This window comes from Roseateles cavernae (assembly GCF_040187885.1).
Taxonomy (GTDB): domain Bacteria; phylum Pseudomonadota; class Gammaproteobacteria; order Burkholderiales; family Burkholderiaceae_C; genus Roseateles_E; species Roseateles_E cavernae.
The window spans coordinates 85,157-110,932 of sequence record NZ_JBDPLH010000009.1 but is presented as its reverse complement, the minus strand read 5'-3'; the positions used below and the strand labels follow the sequence as shown (position 1 = coordinate 110,932).

The window sequence follows — 25,776 nt, the reverse complement described above, 5'->3', positions numbered from 1 at the left end:
CGCACTACTCCTTGGCCTTGGGGATAGGGATGCAGATCTTCAGGAAGGGCAGCCAGAAGAAGATCAGGTTCAGCAACATCAGGAAGATGTTGAGCACGATGAAGGCGCACAAGGTGATGATGGGCAGCGAGAAGGAGCAGATCCAGCCCAGGCCCAGACCGTCGCCGGCGTCGCCCTTGCCTTCGATCAGCTCGTCGGCCTTGCTGCGCAGCAGCTTGGCCAGCCTGGGGCTCAGCGCGAAGGCCACGCTGGGCTTGATGCGGCGCAGCTGGGCGCGGTCGAACAGATCGGGCAGAGGGATCAGCGGCACCGGCGCGCCGGAGGACTCGAACCAGGGCGCGATGCAAAACGGCGCGCTGTAGTCCGACCAGACCAGGCGGCCGTCGCAGCCGGGCCGGACCGGCTTCAGGCGCACAAAGGCGCGCACCACATACTGCGGCGCCGGCCCGCTGCCCGGCGCGTCGAAACGGCCCGCCGCCGGCAGCACGGCGGCGAATTGCTGCTGCAAGCAGGCCAGCGTGGCCTCGAAGATCGCGTCGGCTTCGGCGCCGCTGACGGCACCCCAGCGCTGCGGCATCGTCAGGCGGGCGCCGGCCTCGGCATCGAGCAGCACGGCCTTGGCCTCGATCAGGAAGTCCCAGGCGCTGCGGCGCTCGACGCGGGCCGGCTGGCCGCCAACGGCAGCGATGTCGGTCTCGACCCGCAGCGGCCGCAGCGCCGCCTGCAGCCCCTGCGCCGCCGCGCCGTCGCCAAAGGCATCGAACTCGCCGTGCAGCTGCTGCAGCAGGGCCAGCAGGCCGGCCAGCGTGTCGAACTGCGGCTTGCCCAGCGTGGCCGAGGCGCCGCGCGCGGCCAGCAGCGCGTCCTCGCTGCTGAAGCTGCGGCCGGCCAGCGGCAGGGCCAGCGCCTCATGGGCCTGCAGGAACAGCGCCAGGTCGGCACGCAGCAGCGCGCGCTCGGCCGCGTCGCTGCCAAAGCGGGTCGGGCTGGGCCCGGCCTCGCTGAGCTCGCCCGAGGACACCCTCAGCATGCCGTAAAGCAGGGTCTTGCCGGCGCCGCCGCAGACCTCGGGCGGCGCGATGAAGAGCGGCTGCACATCCTCGCTGACCGCCGCGCTGCTGTGGGCCAGGCGCTCGCTGCCGGCGCTGCGCAGGCGCTGCTGGCTCGGCGCCCGTGCGTTCAGGGCCGGATGCCCCAGCCGGGCGGCCCAGCCGCGGCGCTCCTGGGCCGGGTCCAGCGCCTCATCGACCGCCTCCCAGCCGAACACGCGGCTGCCCTGCCTCAGCCAGGCCAGCTTGCGCTGGCCCTGCAGACGACGCAGCACGAAGCCGCTGCTATCGATCTGGCGCGGGTCCAGCCGGGGCTGGCCGGGCTGCTCGCAGAACGCTTCCAGCACCAGCAGATTGAAGACCCGCTGCAGCGGCTGGAACAGGCGCAGTGCGCCGTCCTGCAGGGCCGGCGTGGCCAGCGCCGCATGGCGCTGCGGATCGGCCAGCTCGGCCAGCAGGCCGTCGATGAAGTCCTGGTCGCGCCGCTCATTGATCAGCGGTGGCGCCGGCTGCCGGGTGCCGCCGGCGCGCAGGCCGCTCAGATGAACCGGATGGGGCAGCGGATGCCGGGGGCTCTGCAGTTGGTTCATGCCGGCCTCACCAGATATTGCCCGCACCGGGCGTGTAGGCGCTGGAGACCACCGAGTTGGCCATCAGCACATCGCACTGGACCACGCCGGAGAACCTGGAGATGCCGGCATCGACCTTGACCATGCCGGCACTGACCTCGACCGAGGAGGCCTGCACGGTGACCTTGGCCGAGGTCAGCACCGACACGCCCTGGGTGTCCAGCGTCACGGTGTTGCCGGCGCATTCGATCTCGACCCTGCCGCCGCCCTCCTCCTGCATGCGCAGGCTGACGCCGCCGGGCGTCGTGCATTCGATCATCGCTTGGCCGTCGGCCGCCTCGACGATGGCAATGCGCGTGCCGGCCTTGCCGGTGATGGTCCAGCGGTCGACGCTGGTACCTAGGGTTTCTGGCGGCGCGGCGGCACCGTTCCACAGCCCGCCCACGACGATGGGGTGGCGCGCGTCGCCGTGCACAAACACGACCAGCACCTCGTCGCCGACATCGGGGATGAAGAAACCGCCGCGCCGCTCGCCGGCAAAGGGGCAGGCGACGCGGGCCCAGACCGCTGCAGCGGGCTCGCTGTCCAGGCTGTAGAACCAGACCTTGACGCGGGCCAGGCCCAGCGGATCATTGACGTCGACGACCTGGCCCAGATAAGGCATGGCCTGGGCGTGCGCGGGCCGGCCGAAGTCGGTGAGGGGCAGGTCGTCGCGCGTCATGCCGGCTCACCCAGATAAGCGCCCTCGGCGCGGAACTCGGTCTCGTAGCCGCGCCGGGCGTCGAAGCGGTGGGTGCAGGCGCTGATCTCGTAGTCGTTGTCAAAGCGCGGCGACACATCGACGAGGCTCAGCCGGCAGCCGACACGCAGCGCCGGATGGCCCTCGCAGATGCCATCGACACGAACGAAGCGGCGTGCGCGCTGCTCGAACTCGGCCCGTGCCAGTGCCTGTGCCTCGGCCTGGCTCAGCGCCAGCCGGTGCGAGCTGAGCTGTTCACGCGCGCCGAATACCTGCTGCAGCAGCTGCGCGCCCGTGCGCCCACGGCCTGGCCCGAGCGTAGCCACGCTGCCGCTGGCGGCAATAGTCTGGCCGGCGGCGAAGTCAAAGCCCGTCACCCGCAGCTCGCTGACCTGGTCGGCCAGATCGGCCACCGCGCTGAGCTTGCGCAGCTGGCTGTGCATCTGCAGGCTGACGGCATGGCGCGGCAGCTGGCCGCGTGGCGCCACCTGCAACTCGCGGCCGCTCACCTGCACATCGCCGCCCTCGCGAGCCAGCAGGCGGCGCAGAAAGGCCAGATCGCTCTCGTTGAACTGCACCTCGAGTTCACGGTTCTGCTCGAAGCCGCTGATCACCGGCGACAGCCCCAGGTCGGCGGCCAGACGGCGCGCGATCTCGGCCAGCGACAGCTGCTCATGGACGACACTGCGGCGCCGCAACCGGGCGCGCTGGGCCGCGTCCTCGGCCTGCAGCAGCAGGCGCGGCGGCCCCTCGGAATCGATCGCCAGCTCGATGGCGCTGACCAGACCCTCAAAGATCGCGGTATCGCCGAACAAGAGCGTCAGCCGGGTGCCCAGCTTGATCAGCCGTTCGTCCTCGTAGAGCAGGCCGACCGAGCCATCGTCACGCGGGCCATGGGCGCTGATGGCCATCTCCAGCGAGGACATGCCGCCCTCCTGCTCGCGCATCGCCATCGACAGCAGCGCGCCGGCGAGCTGGCGGTTGTCCGCCCCGTCGACATGCACGCTCGGACGCGGCGAGTACAGCGCCAGACGGGACAGTGCCATATCACCCATGCTGAGCGCTCCTCAGTCGGTCTGCCGGCGCTCGAGGCGCCAGGTTTCGCGTGCCAGCAGCGCCAGCAGCGCCTGCTCGTCCGGTGCGGGGCTCTCAGCAGCAGCGGCCGGTGGCGCCGGCGCCGCCACTGGCTGCTCCAGCACCTCCATCTCATTGATCACGACGGCCATGGTGGGTGTCTCCGGTTCAGTCGAACTTGATGCGGGCCTGGGCCCCCATATCGGCTTTCATGCCGCTGGACCCCGCGCCGACGGCCTGGCCTCCCAGCGCGAACTGGCCGGTGAGGCTGGTCGAGCGCGCCGCGTCCGGCTGCAGGCCGAGGCCGGCAGAAAGGCCGACGCCGCCGCTCAGCACGGCCACGGCCGCGGCCGGATGGCGCAGGCTCTCGAAGCCATTGGCGGCGGCCAGCGCACGCCCAGGCATGCCACCGAGGGCCGAGCCGCGCGCCGACAGCGCCACCAGGCTGATATCGGCGGCGGCGGCCGCATGGGCATCGGGGTGGCCGGGCGGCAGGGATGCGAACACGTCTTTCGGATCCTGCGAGGCCAGCGCGATCTTCAGCAGGGAGCGCAGCGGCACGCCCTCGGCAGAGAAGAAGTCCAGGGTTTCCTGGAAGGACTCCAGCACGCCCTTGAAGACAAAGCTGCCCCAGCGCATGCCGACCAGCGGCGGCGCCCGGTCGCAGGCCGGGCCTTGTTCAAGCGGCTGGAGAAATTGCTTGATGCGGTCGGTCTCGGCGCGCACATCGCCGCCGTCATGGCTGCTGTCGAACTGCAGATCGAACTCCAGCTTGGCCGTGGTCTGGGCGACGAACTGGCGGGCGCTGGCATCGCGCCCCTTCTTCTCCAAGGTGTTCTGGGCCGTGTAGGACAGCGACAGCGGATTGAACTGCACCAGCACCGCGTCCGGGCTGTCCGCATTGGGCTCCTGGCTCGGATGGGCCTGATCGACCCGGTAGAGCTTGGCCTTGTGTTCGTCGGGAATGCGCATGATCAGGGGGCCTCGAAGTAAAGGCCTTCATGGGCCAGATGGATTTCCTCGATGCCGATCTCGGCGGCCCGGGCGCTCAGCTCGGCGGCCTTGAACTTGACCGGCATGGCGCGCTCCAGCCGCCACTTCAGCAGCGGCGTGCCGTCGATATCGAGCAGGCAGATGCGCACCGTCAGGCGGTGCGCGAAGGCACCGTTGCGCCGGCTGTCGTTGGCGCCGTCCTGCGCACCGGCACCGGCGAACAAGGCCCACCAATGCCAGAGATCGCGCGCCGGCGCCATGCCGCGCTTGATCACCACGGTGGCGAAGCTGACCTGGCCGGCACGCTGGTGCACCGCGTAATTGGCCCCGCCCTCGCGTATGGTCTTGGCTTCCATCGAAGCCTCCAGGCCGCTGACCTCGGCGAAGCCGCCCTCGCACAGGTCTTCGGCCAGGCTTTCGCCGCTGCCACCGCCGCGCGCGGCGATGGGCTCGCGCGTGAAGGCCACATGGAAGCGGCTGCCGAACCAGGGCGTTTGCTGCTTGTTCATGATCATTGGCCTCAGGCGGCCTCGGCCAGCAGCCGGGCCAGACCTGCGTCGCGCAGATTCAGCACGACGACGATGCGCTGGATCGGCTGGGCCGGCTGGATCTCGATCTCGGCCAGCAGGCGGCCGGCGTCGATATCGCTCTGCCGCATCGTGTCGCGGCCGCAGCGCACCGCGAAGGCCTGAGCGTCGCCGGACAGCGCGCCGGCGCTCAGCAGTGCCCGCATCAGATCGCTCAGGCGCTCGCGCACCCGCGCCCACAAGGCCTCGCCATGGGCCTCGAAAACCAGTTCCTCGCCGGCCTGCCGGGCGGCCTGGATCACGACATTGATCAGCCGGCGCACCGCCGCCTGGCGGGTGCGCGGGTCGGCCGCGCAGGACACATCCGACAGCAGCTGCGGCCCGCGCGGGCTCGGGCCCAGCAGGCAAACGCGCTGGGCCAGGCTCAGCTCGCCCAGCGGCGTCCACTGCCTGTAATGCAGGGCCTGGGTCCAGGCCAGAGGCGGTTCGCTGTCCTGGTAGCGGTAGATGCGCTGCCGCGCGGCCGAGCGGTAGCTGCCGCGCTCCAGCGCGCTGCGGGCCAGCAGGCCGGCCAGGCTGCCCTCGGGCGCCTCGACACCGCCTTGCGCGTCAGCGCTCGCGTCGGTACGCAGCCAGGGATAGGCCAGCTGCAGCCGGTCACTGAGCAGCTCGCCCTCGCCATCCTCGGCCGGCCGCATCCAGCCGGGCTGCCGCGCCATCCAGAGCAGCCATTGATCGGGCGCCGGCAGCTCGCGGCCCTCGCCCAGCAGCGGCAGCGAGGCCAGCAGCTGCACATCGCGGCGGTGGAAGGGGCGGCCGGGGTTGTCCAGCAGATTCAGCGCCCGCAGCAAGAGGCGGCGCCAGACCGCCAGGCCCAGGCTGTTCAGACGCGGCGCCGGCAGGCGCCGCCCGGCCGGTGCCGCGGGGCCGGGCGCCTCGACCGCGCATTCACGGAAGCGCTCGGGTGCGGCGATCACTTCGGGCGGCGCCGGCTCGCCGCCCAGGCTCTGCGCGCAGGCATCGACCAGATCGGGCAGCAGCGCGAACGCGACATCGTTCAGGCCATAGACATGCTCCAGCCCGACCCAGTCGGCCGCCGACAGCGCGACCGGCCGGCCGCCGGGCCGCAAGCCGCTGAGGAAACCGCGCCGCACGATGGCCTGCACACCGGGCAGCTGCGCGCAGCGCTCCCGCGTGGCCGGCTCGGGGAAGCAGCTGTTGAAGCGCTCGCCGGCCGACTCGAACAGGCAGCTCGGGTCGCCGCTGCGCACGATGTAGGCGCGCCGCCCGCCCTCGCCGAAGAAGGCCCGCAAGGCCACGCCGGTGGGCGTCGGCACGATCGGGTCGCCGGGGCGCAGCACCCGCTCGCGCACGCCGCGCTGCTCCCAGGCGAACAGCGCATCAACCTGCTCGAAGCTCTCGACCGCGACCGGCAGATTCAGCAGGGTCTGCACCCGCAGCCAGCCCTCCAGAACATCATCGCCCGGCAAGGCGCCCGGCCGTGTATCCGGTGTCAGGCCGCGCAGCCGCAGCGCCTCGACCAGGCTCTCGGGCAAGGCGCTCAGCTGGCGGCAGGCGTCCAGCAAGGCAGCGAAGGCGGCGCGGCGGCCCGGCGTGTTCAGCCGCTGATCGAGCAGCGTGCTCAGTCGCGCCCGCTCCGCCAGATCGGCGGCCTGCGCCAGCAGGTCTGCCACGAAGGCGCCGGCCGAGGCCAGGCTCAGGCGCAGCCGCGCCAGCGGCAGGCCGCCGACCCGGGCTATGCCCTGCCCGGCCAGCCAGCGGCTCAGCACGACCGGCAGCGCCTGCGGCGCATCGCTGGCCACGCGCCGACGCCGCGCGAGCGTTCCGACGAAGAGCGCGATATCGCTGCGCAGAGCATGGGACGGGCGCGGCGGCGCCAGCTCGAAGCTCAATCCGGTGAGGGCTTGGGGATGGCTGGACATGGTGCAGTCGCGAGACCTACTCGATCTCGTAGCCTTCGCAGGACAGGACCAGCTCTTCCATCGCGACATCGCCGCCGCCCTTGCCGGCCAGCGTGGGGCCGGTGTACTTCAGCGGCACGGCGCCCTGCAGCCGCCAGGTCGCGACCGGGCCGTCGCGGGCCTCGTCCTGCAGATGGATGACCACGGTGCGCTTGGCCTTGTAGCCCTCGGTGCGGGTCTGCTTGATCCACTGGAACAGATCGGCGCTGCCGATCAGGCCGCGCTTGAGCGTGACGTCGCCGACCTTGTGCACGCCCGGGATCTTGCGCACATGGTTCTCGGCCTCGTTGCCGTTGCGGTATTCGGCCACCGTCATCTCGGTCACCAGGCCCGAGACATCGGAGAAGCCGCCGGCCACGCCATTGCCCAGATCGACCTGGAAGTTGAAGGCGCCGTAAGGGGTGTCGCGTTGAATCATCGTCGGCTCCTGGCTCAGGACTTGGCGTCGGCCGTCTTCTGGCCGACGCGGAAGATCACGAACTCGGCGGGCTTGATCACGGCCACGCCGACCAGGCAGATCAGCCGGCCGTTGTCGAGGTCGTTCTGCGTCATCGTCGTGCGGTCGCAGCGCACGAAGAAGGCCTGCTCGGGCTTGGCGCCCAAGAGCGCGCCATTGCGCCACTCGTTGTAGAGGAAGTCGGCGATGGTGCCGCGCACATTGGCCCACAGCATCTCGCCATTGGGCTCGAACACCGCCCACTGCGTGCCGCGATCAATCGACGCGCCAAGGTAGTTGAAGTAGCGCCGCACATTGACGTACTTCCATTCCGGGTCGCTGGAGATCGTGCGCGCGCCCCAGACCCGCAGGCCGCGCCCGTCGAGCTGGCGCAGGCAGTTGACGCCGATCGGGTTCAGCAGCTCCTGCTGGCCGAAGTTGACATTGGGATGGAAGCGCAAGGCACCGCGCACGATCTCGTTGGCCGGCGCCTTGTGCACGCCGCGCTCGACATCATTGCGTGCGTAGATGCCGCAGACAAAGCCCGAGGGCGGCAGCTGGATCTCGGCCGGCTGGCTGCTGCCGGGGCCGGCCAGCGGGTTGGCCAGCACGACCCAGGGGTAGTAGAGCGCGCCCCGGGTCGAATCGACCAGGCCGCGCAGATCGCGCATCTCGGTGGCCGTGACATCGGGCGGCGCATCGAGCACCGCCATGCGGTAGCGGCGCGCGTCGGCCACATGGCTCAGCAGCGCTTCCTGGATCGAACGATAAACCGCCCCCTGGCTGATATCGGCAAAGGCCGAGTAGCCCGGCGCGGCAACCACCGAGACATCCTCCAGCGCGATCAGCAGGTCCAGCCCGGCCTGGTATTCGCCGGCATCGGGTGCGGCACCGTCGGTGCCGCCGGCCAGCGTGAAACGCACACTGGGTTCGATGCCATTGGCATCGGCACGGCCGCCACCCAGCACCGCCAGCAGCTCGGGCGCGCCGATCGCACCCCGGGTCTTCAGCGCGATCGGCTGCACCAGGGCCTCGGCCCGGCGGGCCGGCGCAGCCGACAGCAGCCGGCCGATGAACTGCGGCTGGCCGCTGCCCAGGCTGGCGCCTTCGTACTGGGCCCTGGCACCGTCGCTGGTCGCCACCGTCAGGTCGAAGCTCAGCAGAGAGGCCGAGAAGTTGACCGGGTCGAAATCGGCCGGCAGCGTGGTGATCGCCGGCAGCGGCGGGTCCACCGCCGCTGGCGCCTCGCCGATGCGGCTCCAGGCGTCGGCGGCCTTGCCCCACAGGCCTTCCAGGGTTGCGGCGGGATTCTTGCGGTGGATGCGCAGCAGGCTGCCGTCGGGTACGGCGCTGATCGCGGCCTTGCCGATCGGCGTCAGCACCTGCTGCACCGTGATGACGGCGCCGTTGAAATGTGTGCCGGCAAAGCGGGCCTCGAAGACCGCGCGTGGCGGATCGGCCGCATCGGCGGCGGCCAGCAGCGGCGGCGCCACGGCCGCCCGGGCATCGCCGGACTGGGCCCGCGCCACATAAAGCCGGCCGCCGCCGTTGTTGAAGAAGGCCTGGGCCGCATGGGCGATGTAGTTGCGCCGGTGCGCATCGACGGTGTCGCCGTCGAAGGCCAGATCGTCGATGCCGCCATAGATGCGCTCGAAGTCGGCAAAGCTGGTCAGCAGCTCGGGCGCGCCGCCGACCGGGCCCTTGCGGGTCGGGCCGACAAAGGCGCAGGTGCTGGTGCCCACGCCCTCGATGGATTTGGAGCGGAAGCTGACTTCCTCGACATAGACGCCTGGGGCTAGGTATTCGGGCACGATGCACCTCCTGGGTGGCCGCAGTTCAGGGCCATGACACGGTCTCCACATGGCGCCGGCTGCTGCCCGCGCTCAGCAAGGGGTCGGCGGGGCTGATGACGCGCAGCGCTGGCACGCCGGCCTCGCGCCGCGCCAGCACCGCGCGCAGATCGGGCACGGGAACAGCCGCCGCATCGCTGCGCACGACCACGGCCGGGTCCAGCAGCAGCTGCAGGCCCAGCCTGAACTCGCGGCTCAGGCCGGCCGGACCACCGGCGTCCGGCAGGATGGCCGGCATGCCGGGAATCACCAGCAAGGCCTCGCCATGGGCATCGGTCAGCGTGTGGCGCAGCGGCTGGCCGGCCAGCCGGGGCTGGGCCTCGATCACGACATTGGCCAGGCCCACCCCGCCCGGCAGCTGAACGGCCAGGCGCAGCACGGCCCAGGCCGCCCGCAGGGGCCGGTCGGCCGAGGGATAGAGCCGGACCCGCAGTGGCCGCTGCGCATTGTCGACATCGTCCAGCGGCACGCCCGGCTGCGGCAGCAGGCGCGGCAGGGCCAGCGTGAGGGTCTGCGGCAGGTAGTGCTGCTGCGGGTCGTGGATAGTCAGCCGGAAGTCGCGGCGCGGCGGCACGGCCGGCGGATCGTCGAAGGCGCGGGTGTAATCGTCTTCAGCGTCGACCGCATGGATCACATAGAGCCCGCGGCGATTGGGCAGCAGGCGCAGACCCGGGGCGTCGATGTGCAGCGGCGCCCGCAGCGGCGCATCGCTCAGCGCATCGACGAACTCGATGGCGCCGAAGATGCGGCGGTCTAGGCGCTCCATCATGACCGGACCTCCGCACCGAGCGCGATGCGGCGCGCCAGCACCGGCCCGTGGTCCGGCTCGGGATCGAGTTCCAGCATCACATTGCGGGCGACAAAGCCCAGCGAGGGCCGCAGCGGCGGCAGCAGCACCTGCCAGAGCTTGCTGAGCTCGTCGAGCGACAGGTCCTCGGCCAGCAGCGGCACCTGCTCGTCGGGGCCGAAGCCCTCACCCAGCACGCTGGCGTCCAGCACCGGCCGCTGCAGCAGCTCGCGCAGGACCCAGCCCAGCAGCGATTGCTCCTTCATCGCGGTATCGGCCCAGACGCTCAGCAGCAGATGCACGTTCAGGCTCAGCGCTGCGACGCGGCCCTGCGGCAGCTGCAGCGCCGGACGGTTGCGCAACTGCTCGTTGTGGCCGATGCGCCAGACCATCAGGGTCAGCATGCTGTCCTGGTCATCGAGCTTCTTCAGCTCGCTCACGCCGGCCGGCTCGAACTTGCAGCTCAGGCCGGCGATCGGGCGCAGCTGATAGGCGCGCGACAGATGCTGGGCCAGCCCGCTGCACAGCGCATGGATGGCGGTGACGCCGGCCATCAGTGCAAGCTCCTCGGCGCCGGGCCGCCGGGCAGCAGCGCGCGCGGATCGGCCGCCAGCGCCTGCAGCCGGGCCAGCAGATGCGCATCGCCGCGGGCGCCGCGATAGAGCACCCGGCCATCGGCGGCCTGCCAGGTCTCGACCACACCGCAGGCCGCCATCCACTGCAGCGCCGCCTCGACCACGCCGACCGCCGCGCCCTGCTCGGCCGCAGCCCCCCACCAAAGCGAGATGCCTTCGGCACTGTCGCAGGCTTGCGGGTGGGCGCACAGATAGCGCGCCAGATGCTGAACGACGGACATGATGTCGGGATCCATGCTCGGGGCCTCCCCCAGCTTGATGGCGACGTTGCATGCACGGAAGATGCCAGCCCGCCGGTACTCGCTAAGTGCTTGTTGTGCTGGATGTTTTTCTTTACTGCGGCAGGCGGGCGTGGACGGCTTTGTCCTCCCGCATTCGAGGCCGGATGTGGCCGCGCTGCGGGACGGCCGCGTCGCGCAGCGGCAAAGACGTATTTGTCCACGCGCATGGACAGATTTGTCCTTGCCGTCAACGCGGTGCCACGCAAAGCTGGCATGCTGTGCGCATCGCCAGCCGCCACCCCTTTTGCCTTGTTTGCCCTGCACCGACTCCTTCGATCAGCGCTGTCAGCCCTGCCCTTATGGATCGCCAGTGCCGGCGCATGGGCCCAGGCCGGCACGCCGGTGCTGAACGCCTACACCGAGGAATGGCCGCCCTACAACTACAGCGAGCGCGGCGAGCTCAAGGGGGTGGCGACCGACATCCTGCGCGCGCTGTGCGCCGAAGCCGAGCTGCGCTGCCTGATCGACAGCGTGCCCTGGGCGCGCGCCTATGCCGCCGCGCTGAAGAGCCCCAACGCGATGGTCTATACAACGGTGCGGCGTCCCTCGCGCGAGCACGACTTCATCTGGATAGGCCCTATCCTGTCGCGCAGCACCTGGGTCTGGGGACGCGCCGGCGGCACGGCCACGATCCGGGACCGCAAGGACCTGCCCCTGCTCCGCTACGGCGTCGTGCGCGGCGAGGCGGCGGCCCAGGACCTGCTGGACGCCGGCGTGCCGCCTGCGGCCCTGGTGGCCGACGCGAGCAATGCCGCCATCCTGCGCCAGCTGCGCCTGGGCTGGATCGACGCGATGGTGGACACCGAGCTGGGCATGGCATGGAATCTGCGCCAGGCCGGCATGGCCAGCAGCGAGGTGCTCAGGCTGGCGCCGCTCAGCGAGCAGGGCGGCTACTACTTTGCGATGAACCGGCACAGCGATCCGGCGCTGGTCGAGCGCCTGCAAAGCGCGCTGGAGCGGCTGCGCAGCAAAGGCACGATCGAGGAGCTGATGCGAGCCTACGCCGTCGAGCGCAGGCCCTGAGACGCTCAGGCCTGGCCGGGCGGCAGCAGCAGCTGTTGCACCTGATTTCGATGCAGGCCCAGCAGGGCCGGCGCCAGCGCGCTCAGGCGCTCGAAGTCCAGCACCTGCTCGCTGGCCTCGGCGCGAAAGCCCGCCGCGAAACGGGCTTGCTGCGCGGCCGAGCTGGCGCTACTGGTGATGGTATTGGCTTGGGCCGTCAGCGCGGCGGCGCTGTCCAGGCGCTGGCTCAGCTGCTGCTGGGCACGGTCCAGCTTCGCCTGGGCGTCCAGCACCTGGACCAGGCTGTGGCGCTGGGCCTGGCTGTCGTCGAGCTGCCAGCCCGATGGGGTGATCGCGTCGGGCTGCGGATCCAGCAAGGCCCTCACCATCTGGCCGCTGGGGAAGCGCTTGCCGTCGCCGCGCAGGCTCAGGCCGTCTCGGAACGCCGGCCATTGCGATTCGGGCGCGCTGAACAGCAGCTCGCCGCCCTGGCTGTGCACTCGCATATCGGTCGCTGCCAGCGCACGCTGCAGGCTCTGCAGGCCGCGCTGCAGACCCTGGCCGTCGAGCGGCACCAGGGTTGCGCGCGACTGGCCGGGCATGGCCAGCCTCAGCGTCTCGGCGCCGGCGCTGCTGAGCGCCTGGACATCGAGGCCGCGCACGCGGAACAGCTGGCGCGGCTGTTCGCCCTCGGCCACCGGCTGCAAGCGCGCGTCGAGCTGGCCGCCACTCTCGCCGGCGCGGGCCTGCCAGGCTTGCTGGACGGCTTCCAGCTTGGCGGGCAAGGCCTGCCGGCCGGCGAGCTGCGGCTGGGCCAGCGCGCGGCTGAGCCCGCTCTTCAGATCTTGCAGGGCCTGGCCCAGGCGCTCGGCATAGGCCAGGCCTTGCTGCAGCTCGCCCAGGCGCTGCTGCTGCCCGGGCTCGCGAAACGGGCTGGTCCGGTGCTTGCCGGCACTGCCGCTCGTGCCGGGCGTGGCAGCGCCGGCGGGGGCCAGGTCTTGCGGCGCGACGCGGCGCAGTGCTGGCAGCGTGTCCAGCGCGATGCCTGTGCTGGGGCTGCTGGCGCCGCTGCGCTGCAGCACTTCGCTGGCACGCTGGGGGCTATGAACGACGGGGATTTGCAAGAGCCGGTCCGATTCAGAAAGCGTTGAACAGGCTCAGCTGGCTGACCTTGGCATAGGCCTTCTGCGTGGCCTGCACCGCCAGCGTGTGGCTGTTCAGGCGCACCGAGGCCTCGCCATAGTCGAGCTGGGCCAGGTCGATATAGGCCTGCTTGTTGGCCAGGCTGATCGCGGCCTGGTTGTCGGCCATGGTCTGCAGCACATTCTGGCGCCCGCCCAGCACGCTGATCTGGCCGCTGATGCCGTCCAGCATCAGATCGGTCTCGACCAGCTGGTCGCGCGCGGTGGTGCCGGTGTAGCTGCCGGTCTTGAAAGCGGTGGCCGCCGCGTCGAGCTTGTTCAGGAAGGCGGCGAAGCCCAGGCTGCCCAGCGAGACATTGGCGGCCAGGGTCACGCCGTCGCCGACCGCAACGTCCTGCGTGAGGCCGTTGACGGCCGCATTCTGGGCATAGCGGGCCGGCGGTGCGGCGCCGGTATCGGTCACGGTCGCGACATCGGTGGCGGTGCCCGAGAACAGGTACTTGCCCTCGGCATTGCGGCTGTTGGCGGCGAAGAACAGGCTGTCGCGCAGCGCTTCCAGCGAGGTCGCCATCGCGGCCACATCGGCCGGCGTGTTGGCGCCGTCGGCGGCCCAGACGAGCAGATCGCGGGCCATCATCAAGTCGTTCTTCATCGAGTCCAGCGTGACCTCGTTGGCCTGCAGCCGGGTCTTCAGTGCACCGGCATTGCTGCGGTACTGGTCCAGCGCCGCCTCCTCGCGGGACAGCCGGGCCAGGCGCACCGTCGCGATGGTGTCGTCAGAGGGCAGCATGACGCGGTTGCCCGAGGCCATCTGCTGCATCACGCGGCTCAGCCCGCTATTGGCCGCCTGCAGCGCGCTGTTCATCGTGGCGTGGTATTGGTTGCTGGCGATACGCATAGTCCGGTCTCTCCTGTCAGCGAATCATCGCCAGCGTGCTGTCGAACAAGGCATTGGCCACCGCGACGACCTTCATATTGGCCTCGTACATCTGCTTGTACTGCATCAGGCTGATGGCCTCTTCGTCGTTGTTGACGCCGCTGGTGGACTTCCAGCTTTCCTCGGCCTGGTCGCGCACCGTGATCGCGGTCTTCTGCGCGGCGATGTTCTGCTGGCTCTGCACACCCAGCTTGCCGACCAGCTGGGTGTAGACATCGCCCATCACGGTCAGCTTGCCGTCGACGCTGATGGTCTGGCTCTTCAGCCCGACCAGGGCCTTGAGATTGCTGCTGTCGCCGATCGCACCGCCCGGCGCGGCAAAGGCCAGCTGCATCGCGGTGAGGCCGGTCAGCTTGAGCTTGCCGCCGCTGTAGTCGAACAGCGGCTGGCCCGGGCCGACGACCGGTGGCGCGGCACCGGCCGCGAGCTGGGTGTTGAAGCTCGTCGCAATGCCCTGGGCCAGCTCGCCGATCGAGCTCTGCATCGGCTTGAGCACCTGGGTCTCGAAGTCCTGCAGCCCGCCAAGCTGGCCGCCCAGGTTCTGGCCCAGCACCTTGAAGGTGCTGTTGGCGAAGCTCAGCTCCAGGTCGCCGGCGTTCTGGCTCATCAGCGCCGCTTCGCTGCCCAGCACCAGCGGCTGGCCGTTCTTCAGCGAGACGCTGATCGTGCCGTCCGGCTGGTTGACGACCTGCAGGCCGGCCAGCGAGGACAGCGCATCGACCTGCTGGTCGCGCGCATCGAGCAGGCCCGAGGTGTTGATGCCGGTGGCCTGGGCCGCGGCGATCTGCTTGTTCAGCAGCGCGATGCTCTGGGTATGGCTGTTGACCTGGTCGATGGCCGCGCCGCGCTGCGCGAGCAGTGCGGTCTGCTGGCCGCTCAGCAGGCTTTGCAGGCTGCCGACGCGCTTGACCAGGCCGTCGGCCGCGGTGATCACCTGCTCGCGCAGGGGGCCCGAATCGGGCTGCACGCTGGCGGCATTGAGCGCGGCAAAGAAGGCATCGAGCCCCTGGTTGATGTTGGAGGTGTCGTCCGACATCACCTGCTCCAACTGGTTCAGATAGGGCTGACCGGCCTTGTACTGGCCCAGATTCGAGGCCGCTTGCCACATCTGCAGCGACTTGTAGCCGTCGTTGAAGCGCAGCAGGCCCGAGACGGCCACGCCGGCACCGGCCGCATTGCTGCCGCTGCTGCCCGGCTGGACCGAGCCCAGCAGCACGCCCTGGCGGGTGTAGCCCGGCGTCATCGCGTTGGCGATGTTCTGGCTGTTGGTGCTGAGCGCCGCTTGGGCGGCGATCGCGCCCGACAGCGCGTTGAAAATCATGCTCATGGCTGGATGCCCTGGTTGGACTCGTCAACTCGGGAAGGCGACGCCACGCCGGCCGGACTTAAATTGACCTTCGGCAGGATCTGCTTGAGCATCAGGTCGGCGATGCCGAAGGCACGCTGGCCGGCCATCGCATCGGCCACCAGGCCGTCGGCCATGTCCATCATGTCCTCGTTGACCTTGTTCTTCAGCGGGCTGTCATCGTCGGCCAGCGCGCGGGTGGCCGAGCGCATCTGGCTCATCATCTGCTTGATGAAGAAGGCCTCGAACTTCTCGGCCGCCTCGGTGGCGCGCGCCTGCAGACGGACCGCGTCGGCCTCCGCAGCGGCGCCAGTCGCGGCGGGATTCAGTGGTGTGTCGATTTTCAGCATCAGATCACCTGCAATTCGCCTTCGATCGCGCCGGCCTGGTCAAGGGCCTGCAGGATGGCCATCAGATCGTCCGGGTTCGCGCCGATGCTGTTGATGGTGTCGACGATGGCCTGCAGGCTGGCGCCGGCCGGCCAGCGCAGCATGCGGCCGTTGCCCTGGTCGACCGCGACGCGCGACTGCGGCGTCACCTGGGTCTGGCCCTGGCTGAAGGGCTGGGGCTGGCTGACCTGGGGCCGCTCGCTGATCACGACCTTCAGCGAACCATGCGAGACCGCCGCCGGCTTGACGCGCACGCCATCGGCGATCACGACGGTGCCGGTGCGCGAGTTGAAGATGACCTTGGGAAGCTCGGCGCCAACCTCGACCTTGAGCGCCTGCAGCCCGGCCATGAAGGCGACGCGCTGGGTCGGGTTGGCGGGGGCCTGCACCTCGACGCTGGTGGCGTCGCGGGTGCTGGCGATCTCGCCGTAGCGGCGGTTGATGGTCTCGACGATGGAGGTGGCGGTCTGGAAATTGGGGCGCTTCAGGCTCAGCTGCACGCTGGGCCGGCTGTCGAAATCGCTCTCGATCTCGCGCTCCACCGTCGCCCCGTTCGGGATGCGGCCGGTGGTGGGCGTGTTGACGGTGACGCTGGAGCCGCTCTGGCCCTGCGCATTGAGGCCACCGACCACCAGATTGCCCTGGGCCAGCGCATAGACCTCGCCATCGGCCGCATGCAGCTGGGTCAAGAGCAGCACGCCGCCGCGCAGGCTCTTGGCATCGCCCAGCGAGGACACGGTCACATCGATGGGCTGGCCGCGCCGGTAGCCGCTCGGGAAGGTGGCGCTGACCATCACGGTGGCGACGTTCTTGCTCTTGGCCTCGGTGCGATCGGGCTGCTTGACGCCGAACTGCTTGAGCAGATTGTTGATCGACTGGCCCGAGAACTTGACCTGGGTGCTGTCGCCGCTGCCGTTCAGGCCGACCACCAGGCCATAGCCGAGCAGCTGGTTGTCGCGCACGCCCTCGATGCTGACCAGCTGGCCCAGTGCCTGGGCGGCATGGCTGGGCAGGCTCAGCAGGCCGGCGGCCAGGCTCAGGGCCAGGATGCAGATGCTCTTCATCGCTTGTCTTTCTTCAGAATGGCATCAGCGCGCTGACGAACCAGCGCGTCAGCCAGCCGGGAGTGTTGGCCTCGGCCATATGGCCGGTGCCGCTGTAGCTGATGCGGGCATTGGCGACACGCTGCGAGGAGACGCGGTTGTCGTTGTCGACATCGGCGGCGCGCACATAGCCGCCCAGCCGTATCAGCTCCTCGCCCTGGTTCAGGTAGACGCTCTTCTCGCCCTGCACCTTCAGCAGGCCGTTGGGCAGCACCTCGTGGACAACCACGGTGATCGCGCCCTGCAAGGTGTTCTGCTGGCTGCTCGATGAGCGGCCGTTGAAATCGCGCTGTGCTTCCAGCGAGCCGTCCGAGGACTTGTCGCGCAGGCTGGCCGAGAAGCCGGCGCTGCTGTTCTTGCCCAGCTGGGTGCCGGCACTCTTGCTGGCCTGGGTGGTTTCCATCAGCACCACGGTCAGCACGTCACCGGCGCGGAAGGCGCGCGTGTCGGCGGTCAGACTGGCGGTGCGGCCGGCGACGAAGACGCCACCGGCGCGTGCCTTGGCAGGCGCCTGGGCCAGCGCCGGCAGCGGGGCCGGCTCGGCCTCGGGCAAGGCCGGCGGCTGCAGGCTGGCGCAGCCGCCCAGGAGGGCCGCGACGATGAGGAGCGAGCCGACCGCGCGCATCAGCGCACCGCCTGCGACAGGTACTGCAGCATATTGTCGGCCGCCGACAGCACCTTGGTGTTCATCTCGTAGGTGCGCTGGGCGGCGATCATGTCGACCATCTCCTCGACCACCTGCACATTCGAGCCTTCCAGCGCGCCCTGCTTGAGCTTGCCCAGACCATCGGCCCCCGGCACGCCCTCGGTCGGCGCGCCGCTGGCGGTGGTTTCCTGGTAGATGTTGTCGCCCAGGGCCAGCAGGCCGGTCGGGTTGACGAAGCTCGTCAGGCGCAGCTGGCCCAGCTCGGTCGGTGCGGCGGCGCCGGCCACGGTGGCGCTGACGGTGCCGTTCTCGGCAATCGTGATCGCGGTGGCATTGGCCGGCACGGTGATCTCGGGCTGCAGGCGCAGGCCCTGGGCATTGGTCAGGCGGCCTTCCGAGTTGACCTGCAGCTGGCCGGCGCGGGTGTAGGCCGGGCGGCCGTTCGGGCCCTCGACCTGCAGGAAGCCCTGGCCGACGATGGCCACATCCATGCTCTGGCCGGTGGTCTGCAGGCTGCCGCTGGTGAAGACCTTCTGCGTGCCGACCATGCGCGTGCCATTGCCCAGCTGCACGCCGGCCGGCGCGGCCGCACCGTCCTCGCCGGCGGCGCCGGGCTGGCGCTCGACCTGGTAGAACAGGTCCTCGAACATCACCCGGTCGCGCTTGAAGCCCACCGTGTTGACATTGGCCAGGTTGTTGGCGATGGCCTGCAGCTTGGCGTCTTGCGCCTGCACGCCGGTCTTGCTGATCCACATTGCTGGGTTCATCGTGTACTCCTGTGTTTCTTACTCACGCACCAGGCGGTTGCCTGCGTCGGCCATGCTGTCGGCGGCCTTGAACAATTTCATCTGCAGCTCGAAATCGCGCGCCAGGCTCATGGTCGTGACCATCTCCTCGACGGCCGAGACATTGCTGGACTCGAGCCGGCCGCTGCCGACCCTCACCGTCTCGTCGGCCGCCAGCGCCGCGCCGTCGCGGCCGACCAGCAGGCCGGCCTCGTTCTTGATCAGCTGCGCGAACTCGGGCTTGACGAGCTTGAGCTTGTCGACCGGCTGCAGCTCGGCGGTGCCGGGCGTCTGGATCGAGATCGTGCCGTCGGCGCCGATCTCGACCTTGCTGTGCGGCGGCAGATTGATCGGCCCGCCGTCGCCCAGCACCGGATGCTTGCCCAGCAGCAGATTGCCCTCGGCATCCAGCGTGAAGTTGCCGGCGCGGGTATAGGCCTCGCCATTGCCGTACTGCACGGCGAACAGGCCCTGGCCCTGCAGCGCGACATCGAGCTCGCGCCCGGTTTCGCGCTGCGTGCCCTCGCGGGCGCTGACCACATCGCTGACCAGCTCGTTCAGATGCCGGGCCGCATAGCCGTAGCCCTCGACCTGGCGGGCGTTGGACTGCTCGATATTGGCGCGAAAGCCCGGCGTCTCCAGATTGGCCAGATTGTTGGCATGCACCTGCTGAGCGCGCTGCACGCGCTCGGCGCCGCTCATCACGGTGTAGATCAGCGCATCCATCGTCAGACAGCCTGCATCAGGTTCTGCATCATCTCGTTCTCAGCCGAGATGACCTTGGTGTTGGCCTGGTAGTTGCGCTGGGCCGACATCAGATTGACCAGCTCGCCGGTCATGTCGACGTTGGACTGCTCGATCGCGGCGACGGTCAGCTTGGAGGCCGTGGCCGAGCCGGGGCGCGAGAACAGCGCGGCGCCGGTGGCGTCATTGGCCTCCCAGCTGGTGTCGTTGACGGCCTGCAGCGCGTTCTCGTTGGCGAAGGTCGCCAGTGCCAGGGTGCCGACGGTCTGCTTCTTGCCGTTGCTGTAGCTGGCGACGATGCTGCCGTCGTCGGTGATCGCGGTGCCGGTCAGCGTGCCGGCGGCATAGCCATCGGCGGTGTTGGTCAGCGTCGTCGTGTCACCGGCGTACTGGGTCGTGCCCTTGTAGTCGATATCGAAGCTCAGCGGCGCGGCGCCGCCGGCGATGGCTACCGGGCCGAAGGTCACCGGAGCGAGCGGGCCGGTCAGCTTGCCGTTGCCGTCAAAGCCCAGCGCCTGGGTGGCCGGCTGCATCGCGCCGTCGAAGCTGTAGCGCACCGTCACCGCATTGGCGGCGGTCTTGACAAAGTACTGGGTCACCTTGTGCACGCTGCCCAACGAGTCGTGCACGACCGAGGTGATCGAGCTGTTGAAGGTCGTCGGATCATTGGCATTGAAGGCCGGCAGCGGGCCGGGCGCACCGGGCACGGTCCAATCGGCCGACAGATTGCCGTTGAATGCCAGCTTGGTGCTGGCTTCGGCGCCGATCTGGCCGGTCGGCACCTTCAGATCGCCCAGCGCCCCCAGGCCCGCGCCCGGGACCGGCTTGCCGGTGGCATCGACCACCACGCCATAGCCCTGGGCCTTGCGGCCGTTGGCATCGACGACGAAGCCGTCCTTGTCGACATTGAAGATGCCCACGCGGGTGAAGACCTGCTGGCCGGAATCGTCCTTGACGGCGAAGAAGCCGCGGCCCTGGATCATCGCGTCCATGCCGCGGCCGGTGTTGAACAGGCCGCCGCTCTTCTCGATGCTTTGCGACATCGAGCTGAGTTCGGCGCCGTTCATCTGCGTGCCCGAGTACATGGCCGAGAAATTGGCGCGGCTGGACTTGAAGCCGTAGGTGCCGGAGTTGGCGATGTTGTTGCTGATGGCTTCCAGGCTGCCGCTGACCGCGTTGATGCCCGAGCGTGCGATTTCGAAACTCATGATGTGCCCTTCGCGTGAATTTAGGAATTGGCCGCGGCGCGGCCCTTGAACTGGGTGATGGCGGCCGGCGTGATCTCGCCCAGCGCGCCCAGCTGCAGCAAGGCGCCGCCGTCGCCGGTCAGGCGCACGCTGCGCAGCTCGGCGACGACTTCGACCGCCGTGGCCTGCTTGGATTCGTTCTCGATGCGCACCTCGTAGCTGCCGCTGGCCAGGCCCAGCGCGGCCGGGTCCAGCTTGTAGCTGTTGGCGCCGGCGGTGCGCGGGCCCAGATCGACGCGCTTCTCGACGCCATCGGCGCCCTTGAGCACCAGCGTGGCCGGGTTGGCATTGCCGTCCAGCGTGAAGTGGGTGTCGACCGGCTGCTTGTCGAGCTTGAGCTGCTCGACGCGCGCCTGCACGGTGGAGCCGACCTGGGCGCCCAGGGTCAGCATCTGCAGGCTGGACAGCATGCCGGCATTGCTGGCGCCCTGCGCGGTCAGCTGCTGCAAGGTCTCCATCTGGCTCAGCTGGGTCAGCTGGTTGACGAACTCGCTGGGGTCGGTCGGCTCCAGCGGGTTCTGGTTCTTGATCTGGGCCACCAGCAAGGTGGTGAACAGCTGCGAGACCTCGCCATTGCTGCCGACGGCCTTGCTGGCGGCGCCGGCGCTGTTGCTGCTGGTGTCGTTCGTGACCGCGCTCATTGGCCCTCTCCCAGGCGCAGCAGCGACTGCTGCATCGCCTTGACACGGCCCAGCACCTCGACATTGGTCTCGAAGGCGCGCGAGGCCGACATCATGTCGGTCATCTCGGCGACCGGATTGACGTTCGGATAGAACACCTCGCCGGCCTCGTTGGCCAGCGGATGCTCGGGCTCGTAGACCTTGCGCAGCGGCTCCTCGCTCTCGACGACGTCCAGCACCTGGACGCGGCTGCCGGCCAGCTGCTGCTCGCCCAGGCCCTCGCGGGCGGCCAGCGCGGCGAACACCGGCTTGCGGGCCCGGTAGGTATCGGCCTCGGAGCCCGAGGCCGACTGCGCATTGGCCAGATTGCTGGCGATGGTGTTCAGACGCGTGGTCTGGGCCGACATGGCCGAGCCCGCGATCTGGCTGATCTGCTTGAATGACATCGCCGCTCCTTACTGTCCGTTGATGGCCTTGGCCAGGCCTCTGAGCTTCATGTTCAGAAAGGTCAGGCTGGTCTGGAAATCCGAGGCGTTCTGCGAGAACGCCGCCTGCTCGACGCCCAGCTCCACCGTGTTGCCGTCCTGGGCCGCATGGAAGGGCACGCGATACTGCAGGTCCTCGCCCTCGGTGTCGAGCAGCAGGCCATCACGGTTGTCCTGATGGGCCTGGCGCAGGGTGGCGGCAAAATCAATGTCTCGCGCCTGATAGCCGGGTGTGCTCTCATTGGCGATGTTGGAGGCCAGCACCTTGGTGCGCTCGGCGCGCACACGGAGCGCGTCGGCGTGCTGGCCCATCGCCTTGCTGAAATCAATACTCATGCTTTGTTCCCCAAGAAATCTGATGCTGGCCAGCGTGCTGGCCGTGACTATCGGCGATGTCGGCGCCGCCGTGACACACGGTCTCGGCGACAGCGTGAACGAATTCGCCGAGCGGCTCGTGTTGGAGCAGGCCCAGCGCCAGGGCTGGCTGGAACCGCAGCTGCGCCTGACGCCGACGGCCAAGCCAAGCAGCGCGCCGCCCTGCCCCAGTGGCTGGCAGATCGAGGCGCTGGACACCCGCTATCTGAGCCGGCTGCGCTTCTCCGCGCACTGCCCGGATCGTGCTGCGGCGCCCCACCAGGTGCTGCTGCTGCGCGGCCAGCTCAGCGCCGAGGTGCTGGTGGCGGCCCAGGCGCTGCGCCCCGGCCAGCTGATCACCGAGAGCGATGTGCTGCTGGAGCGGCGTGACATCACGAACGCGCCCGAAGCGCTGTCGCAGTTCGATGCGGTGCTGGGCCAGAGCCCGCGCACCAGCCTGCGGCCGGGCCAGCTGCTGCTCAGACGCCAGCTGCAGGCGGCGCTGCTGATCAAGCGCGGCCAGAAGGTCAGCATCGTCGCGCGCAATGGCGGCATCGAGGTGCAGGCGGCCGGCGAGGCACTGGACGCCGGCGCGCTGGGCGCACAGATCCGCGTGCGCAACCTGGCCAGCGGCCGCGTCATCAGTGCGCGCGTGCTGGACGAGTCTCAGGTCGAACCGGCCCTGCGCTGAAGCCTGCGTCATCGCCCACCCGCCTTGATGCGCTGGGCCGTCGCGGCCAGCTTTTCGGCATAGGCCGGGTCGGTCGCGTAGCCGCCTTGCTGCAGCGCCCGGCCATAGGCCTGGGCGTCGGCGCCGGTCTGCAGCGCTGCCTGGTAGCGCGGGCTGTTCAGCAGCAGCTGGGCAAAGTCGTTGAAGGCCTGGGCCGGGCCGGCATAGCTGCGGAAACCCTCGCGGCGCTTGCTCGGCGCGCCCTGCTCGTACTCGGTGGTCAGCACCTCGGCGACCTCGCCGCGCCAGCTCGCGCCGGCTTTCAGCGCGAACAGATTGTGGCTGTCGCTGCCGTCGCTGCGGCGTATCGGCTTCTGGCCCCAGCCCGATTCCAGCGCCGCATGGGCGGCCAGCACCTCGGGCGCGACGCCCAGGCGTTGGCCGGCCTGCTCGGCCAGCGGCGCGATCTCGCGCAGGAACTCCTGCTGGCTCGGGCTGGGTGCGGCGGCATTGTTCTCGACGGGCTCCCCGCCGGCCTGCAGCTGATGCCACAGCCCCTCCGGGCTCAGCGCTGCGGCGCGCGGTGGCGGCGTGGTCGCCGTGCTGCCGCTGCCGTTCTCGATGAACTGGCTGACCTCGCCATGCAGCTGCCGATACAGGCCCGAGAACTCGCCACCGCCGCGCACCGCCCCGCCGGCCGGCAGGGCCGGAAAGCCGGCGCCGATCTTGAAATCAGCATTCAGCATAGGAAGCCTCCTCGACGCCCAGCACCCGCTGCATCAGCGCATGCTGGTCGGTGATCAGCTGGCAGTTGCGCAGGTTCAGGGCCTTGCACTCGACGACTTGCTGCTCCAGGCCTTGCCAGGCGGCCGCCAGCGTCTGCGCGCTGGCGCCCGACAGGCGCTGCAGCAAGGCCTCGACACTGGGCTTGCTGTTGCGACCCAGCAGGGCCAGCAGCAGCTCGCCGCGCACCGCGCGGCGCTGGTCGAGCTGTTCGACCAGGGCCACGATGTCGGCGGCCAGCGCGCCGAGCTGCTCGCTGCGGTGGCGCAGCGCGGCCTGGAACTGTTCTTCGAGCAGCTCGCGCAGGCGGGCATAGGCCGAGCGGTCCGCATGCAGATCGCGCAGCAGCCGCGCCAGCACCTCGGCAACCTTGCTCATCCCCGCCCCCCGTGGAAGCGCTGGATCAGCTTGGCCAGGCGGCCGGCATCGAAGGTGATCTCGCCGCGGGCCAGGGCCTCGCGCAGCATGTCCACCTTGGCCTGGTCGATCTCGGGCATCTCGGCCAGCGCGGCCTTGGCCGGCTGCAAGGTGCTGGACTCCAGTGCGGCGTCGACGGCCGTGGCCGCGCCCAGCACGGCCGGCGCGGCCTCGCGGGTCTTGCCAATCTCGCTCTTCTCGGCCAGCTTGTCGACCGGCTGGCCGTTCTGTCCTGTGACTCTCATACGATCACCTCTTGCTTTGGTACGCATGGCCGGCCCTCAGTTCGCCGGCTGGCTTTGCAGGACCCGGCGCAGCTCGCGCATGGCCTCGGGGGTTTCGGCGCTCAGGCCGTCGGCAACGGGCAAGCTCTGGCGCGGAGCACCGAACATCGCGGCCATCAGCTGCGACTGGCGGTGGGTCAGCACCATCAGCTCGATGCGGCGGTTGATGGCCGCGTTCGGATCGCGCTCGTCCAGCGGCGCGGCGTCGGCCATGCCGCTGACCTGCATCACGCTGCGCTCGACCATGCCGCCTTCGAGCAGATGAAAGCGCGCCGCCATCGCACGATGGCTGGACAGCGCGGTGTTGGAGAAGGCGCCGATGCTGCGGCCGCGGTACTGCGAGGCATCGGTATGGCCGACGATCAGCAGCGGGTTGTCGACCTTCGCGAACACCGCACCGAGCTTGCGCAGCAGCGCGCGAAAGCGCTGGTTGGGCATCGCGCTGCCACGGTCGAACATGCCCTCGGCATCGGTGTCGTGCAGCATCAGGCGCAGGCCTTGCGGCGTGATCGCGGTCTGCAGATTGCCTTGCAGCCCTTCCTCGGCGCTGGCGCGCTCGATCAGGCGCGCCAGATCGCGGAACTCGGCCGGGCTCTCGTAGTGCTTGACGGCCTGCGGGTCGTCGAGGTTCTCGCTGCGGCCGCGCATCAGCTCCTGCTCGCGCGCCGGCACCGGGTGGCGCTCGATCAGGCTGCCCTTCATGCCGGCGGCGATCGCATTGCTGGTGCCACTGCCCTCGCCCAGCATCTTGCTGCCATTGCTCTGCAGCACCTGCTGCATCGCCTCGGTCTCGCGCGAGGCCAGCAGCCACAGCACCAGGAACAGGCACAGCAGGGCCAGGCAGAAGTCGGCGAAGGCGACCTTCCAGGCGCCGCCGTGGCCTTCGTCGTCGTGCTTGCGCGACACGCGCTTGACGACGGTCTGGTGATGATCGGCCTTGGCGCCGACCTTGCTACTAGGCAGCACGGCGCTCTCCCGGCATGCGGTCGGTGGCACGGCGGCGCGGCGTCGCCTCGGCGTCGCCGGCGTCCTGCATCTTGTCGATCCAGCCCTCCAGCACCGCGAAGCTGGGCTTGATGTTCAGCTGCACCAGGCGGCGGCCGGCATCGATGGCCAGCAGCGGCGGCTTGCCCGAGACATGGGTGACCAGCACGACCTTGACCGATTCCATCGCAGCCATCTCTTCGTTGACCTGCTGCTTCATCATATTGCTCAGCGGGTCCAGCACGGCATAGCAGAAGAAGATGCCGATGAAGGTGCCGACCATGGCCGCGGCCACCATCAGCGCGATCTGCCCGGTGTCGGCGCCCTCGGCCACCGAGCTCATCGCCATCACGATGCCCAGCACGGCGGCCAGGATGCCGAAGCCCGGCATCGCCTCGCCGATCTTGTGCAGCGACTTGGCCGGCTGGGCCAGCTCGTCATGAATGGCCTCCAGCTCCTGCTCCAGCACGCCCTCGAGCTCGTGGGCATTGATCTTGCCCATGGCCATCAGACGGAAGTTGTCGACGATGAAGTGCAGCAGCTTGGGCTCGTCCAGGATCAGCGGATAGCGCTTGAACAGCGCGCTCTCGTGCGGCGCCTCGACGTGGGCGTCCAGCGCCTTCAGGCCACCGGCCGCCGTCTGCAGCAGCTCATACATCAGCAGCAGCAGCTGGCGCTGGAATTCCTCGCCGGCCTTGCGCGGCAGCATCACCTTCTTGAGCTGCAGCATCATCTCCGACAGCACATGCTTGGGGTTGCCCAGCACGATGGCGCCCAGGCCGGCGCCCAGGATGATCAGCAGCTCGACCGGCTGCCAGATCACCTTGAAGCTGCCGCCGTGCAGCATGAAGCCGCCGAAGACACAGCCCAGCACGATGACGATTCCAATGAACGGCTGCATGGTTGTTGCTACTTTC

General features: G+C 69.6%; 31 protein-coding genes. 2 read left to right on the top strand and 29 right to left on the bottom strand.

What is annotated here, in order from left to right:
- Positions 1 to 4: 4 nt before the first annotated feature.
- From ABGI63_RS20530 to ABGI63_RS20475, 12 genes are read right to left on the bottom strand one after another with little or no spacing between them, the layout of a single operon-like run.
- On the bottom strand, positions 5 to 1,639 hold the full coding sequence (locus ABGI63_RS20530; RefSeq protein WP_349744315.1) for a hypothetical protein: 1,635 nt from the start codon (positions 1,637 to 1,639) through the stop codon (positions 5 to 7).
- A gap of 7 nt (positions 1,640 to 1,646) precedes the next feature.
- Entirely contained in the window at positions 1,647 to 2,339 is a 693-nt protein-coding gene (locus tag ABGI63_RS20525; protein ID WP_349744314.1) for a phage baseplate assembly protein V, read from the bottom strand.
- Entirely contained in the window at positions 2,336 to 3,403 is a 1,068-nt protein-coding gene (locus tag ABGI63_RS20520) for a phage late control D family protein (protein WP_349744312.1), read from the bottom strand. The genes ABGI63_RS20525 and ABGI63_RS20520 overlap by 4 nt, the downstream gene beginning before the upstream one ends.
- A 21-nt stretch (positions 3,404 to 3,424) precedes the next feature.
- Complete coding sequence (locus ABGI63_RS20515) at positions 3,425 to 3,583, bottom strand: hypothetical protein (protein ID WP_349744310.1); 159 nt, start codon at positions 3,581 to 3,583, stop codon at positions 3,425 to 3,427.
- A 16-nt stretch (positions 3,584 to 3,599) separates the two neighbouring features.
- Positions 3,600 to 4,403 carry a CIS tube protein gene (locus ABGI63_RS20510; protein WP_349744308.1) on the bottom strand — a complete coding sequence of 268 codons (804 nt, stop codon included), beginning with the start codon at positions 4,401 to 4,403 and terminating at the stop codon, positions 3,600 to 3,602.
- 2 nt (positions 4,404 to 4,405) lie between these two features.
- Positions 4,406 to 4,933, bottom strand: coding sequence for a phage tail protein (locus tag ABGI63_RS20505; protein ID WP_349744307.1), 528 nt, complete (start codon positions 4,931 to 4,933; stop codon positions 4,406 to 4,408).
- A gap of 11 nt (positions 4,934 to 4,944) precedes the next feature.
- On the bottom strand, positions 4,945 to 6,894 hold the full coding sequence (locus tag ABGI63_RS20500) for a phage tail sheath C-terminal domain-containing protein (RefSeq protein ID WP_349744305.1): 1,950 nt from the start codon (positions 6,892 to 6,894) through the stop codon (positions 4,945 to 4,947).
- Between the two features lie 16 nt (positions 6,895 to 6,910).
- On the bottom strand, positions 6,911 to 7,351 hold the full coding sequence (locus tag ABGI63_RS20495) for a phage tail protein (protein ID WP_349744304.1): 441 nt from the start codon (positions 7,349 to 7,351) through the stop codon (positions 6,911 to 6,913).
- A 14-nt stretch (positions 7,352 to 7,365) separates the two neighbouring features.
- Positions 7,366 to 9,180: a phage tail sheath family protein gene (locus tag ABGI63_RS20490; protein ID WP_349744303.1), complete on the bottom strand. Its 1,815-nt coding sequence runs from the start codon at positions 9,178 to 9,180 to the stop codon at positions 7,366 to 7,368.
- Between the two features lie 25 nt (positions 9,181 to 9,205).
- Positions 9,206 to 9,988: a hypothetical protein gene (locus tag ABGI63_RS20485; protein ID WP_349744301.1), complete on the bottom strand. Its 783-nt coding sequence runs from the start codon at positions 9,986 to 9,988 to the stop codon at positions 9,206 to 9,208.
- Positions 9,985 to 10,560, bottom strand: coding sequence for a Pvc16 family protein (locus ABGI63_RS20480; protein ID WP_349744299.1), 576 nt, complete (start codon positions 10,558 to 10,560; stop codon positions 9,985 to 9,987). Before ABGI63_RS20480 ends, ABGI63_RS20485 begins: the two co-directional genes overlap by 4 nt.
- Positions 10,560 to 10,862, bottom strand: coding sequence for a hypothetical protein (locus ABGI63_RS20475; RefSeq protein WP_349744297.1), 303 nt, complete (start codon positions 10,860 to 10,862; stop codon positions 10,560 to 10,562). The genes ABGI63_RS20480 and ABGI63_RS20475 overlap by 1 nt, the downstream gene beginning before the upstream one ends.
- Positions 10,863 to 11,171: 309 nt before the next feature.
- On the opposite strand from ABGI63_RS20475, the gene ABGI63_RS20470 reads away from it, so the two are divergent.
- Complete coding sequence (locus tag ABGI63_RS20470; RefSeq protein WP_349744296.1) at positions 11,172 to 11,945, top strand: transporter substrate-binding domain-containing protein; 774 nt, start codon at positions 11,172 to 11,174, stop codon at positions 11,943 to 11,945.
- A gap of 5 nt (positions 11,946 to 11,950) precedes the next feature.
- Here the strand turns inward: ABGI63_RS20470 and ABGI63_RS20465 are convergent, their stop codons facing one another.
- Genes ABGI63_RS20465 through flgB form a run of 12 tightly spaced genes read right to left on the bottom strand, consistent with a single transcriptional unit; the run spans position 11,951 to position 21,703 of the window.
- Positions 11,951 to 13,048 carry a hypothetical protein gene (locus ABGI63_RS20465; protein WP_349744295.1) on the bottom strand — a complete coding sequence of 366 codons (1,098 nt, stop codon included), beginning with the start codon at positions 13,046 to 13,048 and terminating at the stop codon, positions 11,951 to 11,953.
- A gap of 13 nt (positions 13,049 to 13,061) precedes the next feature.
- Entirely contained in the window at positions 13,062 to 13,964 is a 903-nt protein-coding gene (locus ABGI63_RS20460; RefSeq protein ID WP_349744294.1) for a flagellin N-terminal helical domain-containing protein, read from the bottom strand.
- Between the two features lie 16 nt (positions 13,965 to 13,980).
- Positions 13,981 to 15,330, bottom strand: coding sequence for a flagellar hook-associated protein FlgK (gene flgK, locus ABGI63_RS20455; RefSeq protein WP_349744293.1), 1,350 nt, complete (start codon positions 15,328 to 15,330; stop codon positions 13,981 to 13,983).
- Positions 15,327 to 15,698, bottom strand: a complete 372-nt coding sequence (locus ABGI63_RS20450; protein WP_349744291.1) for a rod-binding protein — start codon at positions 15,696 to 15,698, stop codon at positions 15,327 to 15,329. The genes flgK and ABGI63_RS20450 overlap by 4 nt, the downstream gene beginning before the upstream one ends.
- Positions 15,698 to 16,801 (bottom strand): flagellar basal body P-ring protein FlgI, encoded by a 1,104-nt coding sequence (locus ABGI63_RS20445; RefSeq protein ID WP_349744290.1) that lies wholly within the window; start codon positions 16,799 to 16,801, stop codon positions 15,698 to 15,700. Before ABGI63_RS20445 ends, ABGI63_RS20450 begins: the two co-directional genes overlap by 1 nt.
- A gap of 13 nt (positions 16,802 to 16,814) precedes the next feature.
- The gene (gene flgH, locus ABGI63_RS20440) at positions 16,815 to 17,465 is read right to left on the bottom strand and encodes a flagellar basal body L-ring protein FlgH (protein ID WP_262972896.1); all 651 of its coding nucleotides are present in this window, start codon (positions 17,463 to 17,465) and stop codon (positions 16,815 to 16,817) included.
- A complete protein-coding gene (flgG, locus tag ABGI63_RS20435) occupies positions 17,465 to 18,253 on the bottom strand; it encodes a flagellar basal-body rod protein FlgG (protein ID WP_171018290.1) in 789 nt (262 codons plus the stop codon). Before flgG ends, flgH begins: the two co-directional genes overlap by 1 nt.
- An 18-nt stretch (positions 18,254 to 18,271) precedes the next feature.
- Positions 18,272 to 18,997 (bottom strand): flagellar basal body rod protein FlgF, encoded by a 726-nt coding sequence (locus ABGI63_RS20430; protein WP_349744289.1) that lies wholly within the window; start codon positions 18,995 to 18,997, stop codon positions 18,272 to 18,274.
- A 2-nt stretch (positions 18,998 to 18,999) separates the two neighbouring features.
- The gene (locus tag ABGI63_RS20425; protein ID WP_137943407.1) at positions 19,000 to 20,223 is read right to left on the bottom strand and encodes a flagellar hook protein FlgE; all 1,224 of its coding nucleotides are present in this window, start codon (positions 20,221 to 20,223) and stop codon (positions 19,000 to 19,002) included.
- A gap of 20 nt (positions 20,224 to 20,243) precedes the next feature.
- The gene (locus tag ABGI63_RS20420) at positions 20,244 to 20,903 is read right to left on the bottom strand and encodes a flagellar hook capping FlgD N-terminal domain-containing protein (protein ID WP_349744287.1); all 660 of its coding nucleotides are present in this window, start codon (positions 20,901 to 20,903) and stop codon (positions 20,244 to 20,246) included.
- The gene (gene flgC, locus ABGI63_RS20415; RefSeq protein WP_137943409.1) at positions 20,900 to 21,328 is read right to left on the bottom strand and encodes a flagellar basal body rod protein FlgC; all 429 of its coding nucleotides are present in this window, start codon (positions 21,326 to 21,328) and stop codon (positions 20,900 to 20,902) included. Before flgC ends, ABGI63_RS20420 begins: the two co-directional genes overlap by 4 nt.
- Before the next feature lie 9 nt (positions 21,329 to 21,337).
- The gene (gene flgB / locus ABGI63_RS20410) at positions 21,338 to 21,703 is read right to left on the bottom strand and encodes a flagellar basal body rod protein FlgB (protein WP_266004826.1); all 366 of its coding nucleotides are present in this window, start codon (positions 21,701 to 21,703) and stop codon (positions 21,338 to 21,340) included.
- Between flgB and flgA the strand changes: the two genes are divergently transcribed.
- Positions 21,702 to 22,412, top strand: a complete 711-nt coding sequence (gene flgA, locus ABGI63_RS20405) for a flagellar basal body P-ring formation chaperone FlgA (protein WP_349744286.1) — start codon at positions 21,702 to 21,704, stop codon at positions 22,410 to 22,412. The two genes, flgB and flgA, sit on opposite strands and share 2 nt — an antisense overlap.
- A gap of 8 nt (positions 22,413 to 22,420) precedes the next feature.
- On the opposite strand, the gene flgJ is transcribed toward flgA, so the two are convergent.
- From flgJ to motA, 5 genes are read right to left on the bottom strand one after another with little or no spacing between them, the layout of a single operon-like run.
- Complete coding sequence (gene flgJ, locus ABGI63_RS20400) at positions 22,421 to 23,137, bottom strand: flagellar assembly peptidoglycan hydrolase FlgJ (protein WP_349744284.1); 717 nt, start codon at positions 23,135 to 23,137, stop codon at positions 22,421 to 22,423.
- Positions 23,124 to 23,552 carry a flagellar export chaperone FlgN gene (flgN, locus tag ABGI63_RS20395; protein ID WP_349744283.1) on the bottom strand — a complete coding sequence of 143 codons (429 nt, stop codon included), beginning with the start codon at positions 23,550 to 23,552 and terminating at the stop codon, positions 23,124 to 23,126. The genes flgJ and flgN overlap by 14 nt, the downstream gene beginning before the upstream one ends.
- Positions 23,549 to 23,836: a flagellar biosynthesis anti-sigma factor FlgM gene (gene flgM, locus ABGI63_RS20390; protein WP_349744282.1), complete on the bottom strand. Its 288-nt coding sequence runs from the start codon at positions 23,834 to 23,836 to the stop codon at positions 23,549 to 23,551. Before flgM ends, flgN begins: the two co-directional genes overlap by 4 nt.
- A gap of 36 nt (positions 23,837 to 23,872) precedes the next feature.
- A complete protein-coding gene (locus tag ABGI63_RS20385) occupies positions 23,873 to 24,841 on the bottom strand; it encodes a flagellar motor protein MotB (protein WP_349744281.1) in 969 nt (322 codons plus the stop codon).
- The gene (gene motA, locus ABGI63_RS20380; protein WP_349744279.1) at positions 24,831 to 25,760 is read right to left on the bottom strand and encodes a flagellar motor stator protein MotA; all 930 of its coding nucleotides are present in this window, start codon (positions 25,758 to 25,760) and stop codon (positions 24,831 to 24,833) included. Before motA ends, ABGI63_RS20385 begins: the two co-directional genes overlap by 11 nt.
- Between the last annotated feature and the right edge of the window lie 16 nt (positions 25,761 to 25,776).

Excerpts from the sequence above, each read along its gene's own strand:
- ABGI63_RS20530 (WP_349744315.1), bottom strand. The coding sequence starts at position 1,639 with ATGAACCAACTGCAGAGCCCCCGGCATCCGCTGCCCCATCCGGTTCAT.
- ABGI63_RS20525 (WP_349744314.1), bottom strand. The coding sequence starts at position 2,339 with ATGACGCGCGACGACCTGCCCCTCACCGACTTCGGCCGGCCCGCGCAC.
- ABGI63_RS20520 (WP_349744312.1), bottom strand. The coding sequence starts at position 3,403 with ATGGCACTGTCCCGTCTGGCGCTGTACTCGCCGCGTCCGAGCGTGCAT.
- ABGI63_RS20515 (WP_349744310.1), bottom strand. The coding sequence starts at position 3,583 with ATGGCCGTCGTGATCAATGAGATGGAGGTGCTGGAGCAGCCAGTGGCG.
- ABGI63_RS20510 (WP_349744308.1), bottom strand. The coding sequence starts at position 4,403 with ATGCGCATTCCCGACGAACACAAGGCCAAGCTCTACCGGGTCGATCAG.
- ABGI63_RS20505 (WP_349744307.1), bottom strand. The coding sequence starts at position 4,933 with ATGAACAAGCAGCAAACGCCCTGGTTCGGCAGCCGCTTCCATGTGGCC.
- ABGI63_RS20500 (WP_349744305.1), bottom strand. The coding sequence starts at position 6,894 with ATGTCCAGCCATCCCCAAGCCCTCACCGGATTGAGCTTCGAGCTGGCG.
- ABGI63_RS20495 (WP_349744304.1), bottom strand. The coding sequence starts at position 7,351 with ATGATTCAACGCGACACCCCTTACGGCGCCTTCAACTTCCAGGTCGAT.
- ABGI63_RS20485 (WP_349744301.1), bottom strand. The coding sequence starts at position 9,988 with ATGATGGAGCGCCTAGACCGCCGCATCTTCGGCGCCATCGAGTTCGTC.
- ABGI63_RS20480 (WP_349744299.1), bottom strand. The coding sequence starts at position 10,560 with ATGGCCGGCGTCACCGCCATCCATGCGCTGTGCAGCGGGCTGGCCCAG.
- ABGI63_RS20475 (WP_349744297.1), bottom strand. The coding sequence starts at position 10,862 with ATGTCCGTCGTTCAGCATCTGGCGCGCTATCTGTGCGCCCACCCGCAA.
- ABGI63_RS20460 (WP_349744294.1), bottom strand. The coding sequence starts at position 13,964 with ATGCGTATCGCCAGCAACCAATACCACGCCACGATGAACAGCGCGCTG.
- flgK (WP_349744293.1), bottom strand. The coding sequence starts at position 15,330 with ATGAGCATGATTTTCAACGCGCTGTCGGGCGCGATCGCCGCCCAAGCG.
- ABGI63_RS20450 (WP_349744291.1), bottom strand. The coding sequence starts at position 15,698 with ATGCTGAAAATCGACACACCACTGAATCCCGCCGCGACTGGCGCCGCT.
- ABGI63_RS20445 (WP_349744290.1), bottom strand. The coding sequence starts at position 16,801 with ATGAAGAGCATCTGCATCCTGGCCCTGAGCCTGGCCGCCGGCCTGCTG.
- flgH (WP_262972896.1), bottom strand. The coding sequence starts at position 17,465 with ATGCGCGCGGTCGGCTCGCTCCTCATCGTCGCGGCCCTCCTGGGCGGC.
- flgG (WP_171018290.1), bottom strand. The coding sequence starts at position 18,253 with ATGAACCCAGCAATGTGGATCAGCAAGACCGGCGTGCAGGCGCAAGAC.
- ABGI63_RS20430 (WP_349744289.1), bottom strand. The coding sequence starts at position 18,997 with ATGGATGCGCTGATCTACACCGTGATGAGCGGCGCCGAGCGCGTGCAG.
- ABGI63_RS20425 (WP_137943407.1), bottom strand. The coding sequence starts at position 20,223 with ATGAGTTTCGAAATCGCACGCTCGGGCATCAACGCGGTCAGCGGCAGC.
- ABGI63_RS20420 (WP_349744287.1), bottom strand. The coding sequence starts at position 20,903 with ATGAGCGCGGTCACGAACGACACCAGCAGCAACAGCGCCGGCGCCGCC.
- flgC (WP_137943409.1), bottom strand. The coding sequence starts at position 21,328 with ATGTCATTCAAGCAGATCAGCCAGATCGCGGGCTCGGCCATGTCGGCC.
- flgA (WP_349744286.1), top strand. The coding sequence starts at position 21,702 with ATGCTTTGTTCCCCAAGAAATCTGATGCTGGCCAGCGTGCTGGCCGTG.
- flgB (WP_266004826.1), bottom strand. The coding sequence starts at position 21,703 with ATGAGTATTGATTTCAGCAAGGCGATGGGCCAGCACGCCGACGCGCTC.
- flgJ (WP_349744284.1), bottom strand. The coding sequence starts at position 23,137 with ATGCTGAATGCTGATTTCAAGATCGGCGCCGGCTTTCCGGCCCTGCCG.
- flgN (WP_349744283.1), bottom strand. The coding sequence starts at position 23,552 with ATGAGCAAGGTTGCCGAGGTGCTGGCGCGGCTGCTGCGCGATCTGCAT.
- flgM (WP_349744282.1), bottom strand. The coding sequence starts at position 23,836 with ATGAGAGTCACAGGACAGAACGGCCAGCCGGTCGACAAGCTGGCCGAG.
- motA (WP_349744279.1), bottom strand. The coding sequence starts at position 25,760 with ATGCAGCCGTTCATTGGAATCGTCATCGTGCTGGGCTGTGTCTTCGGC.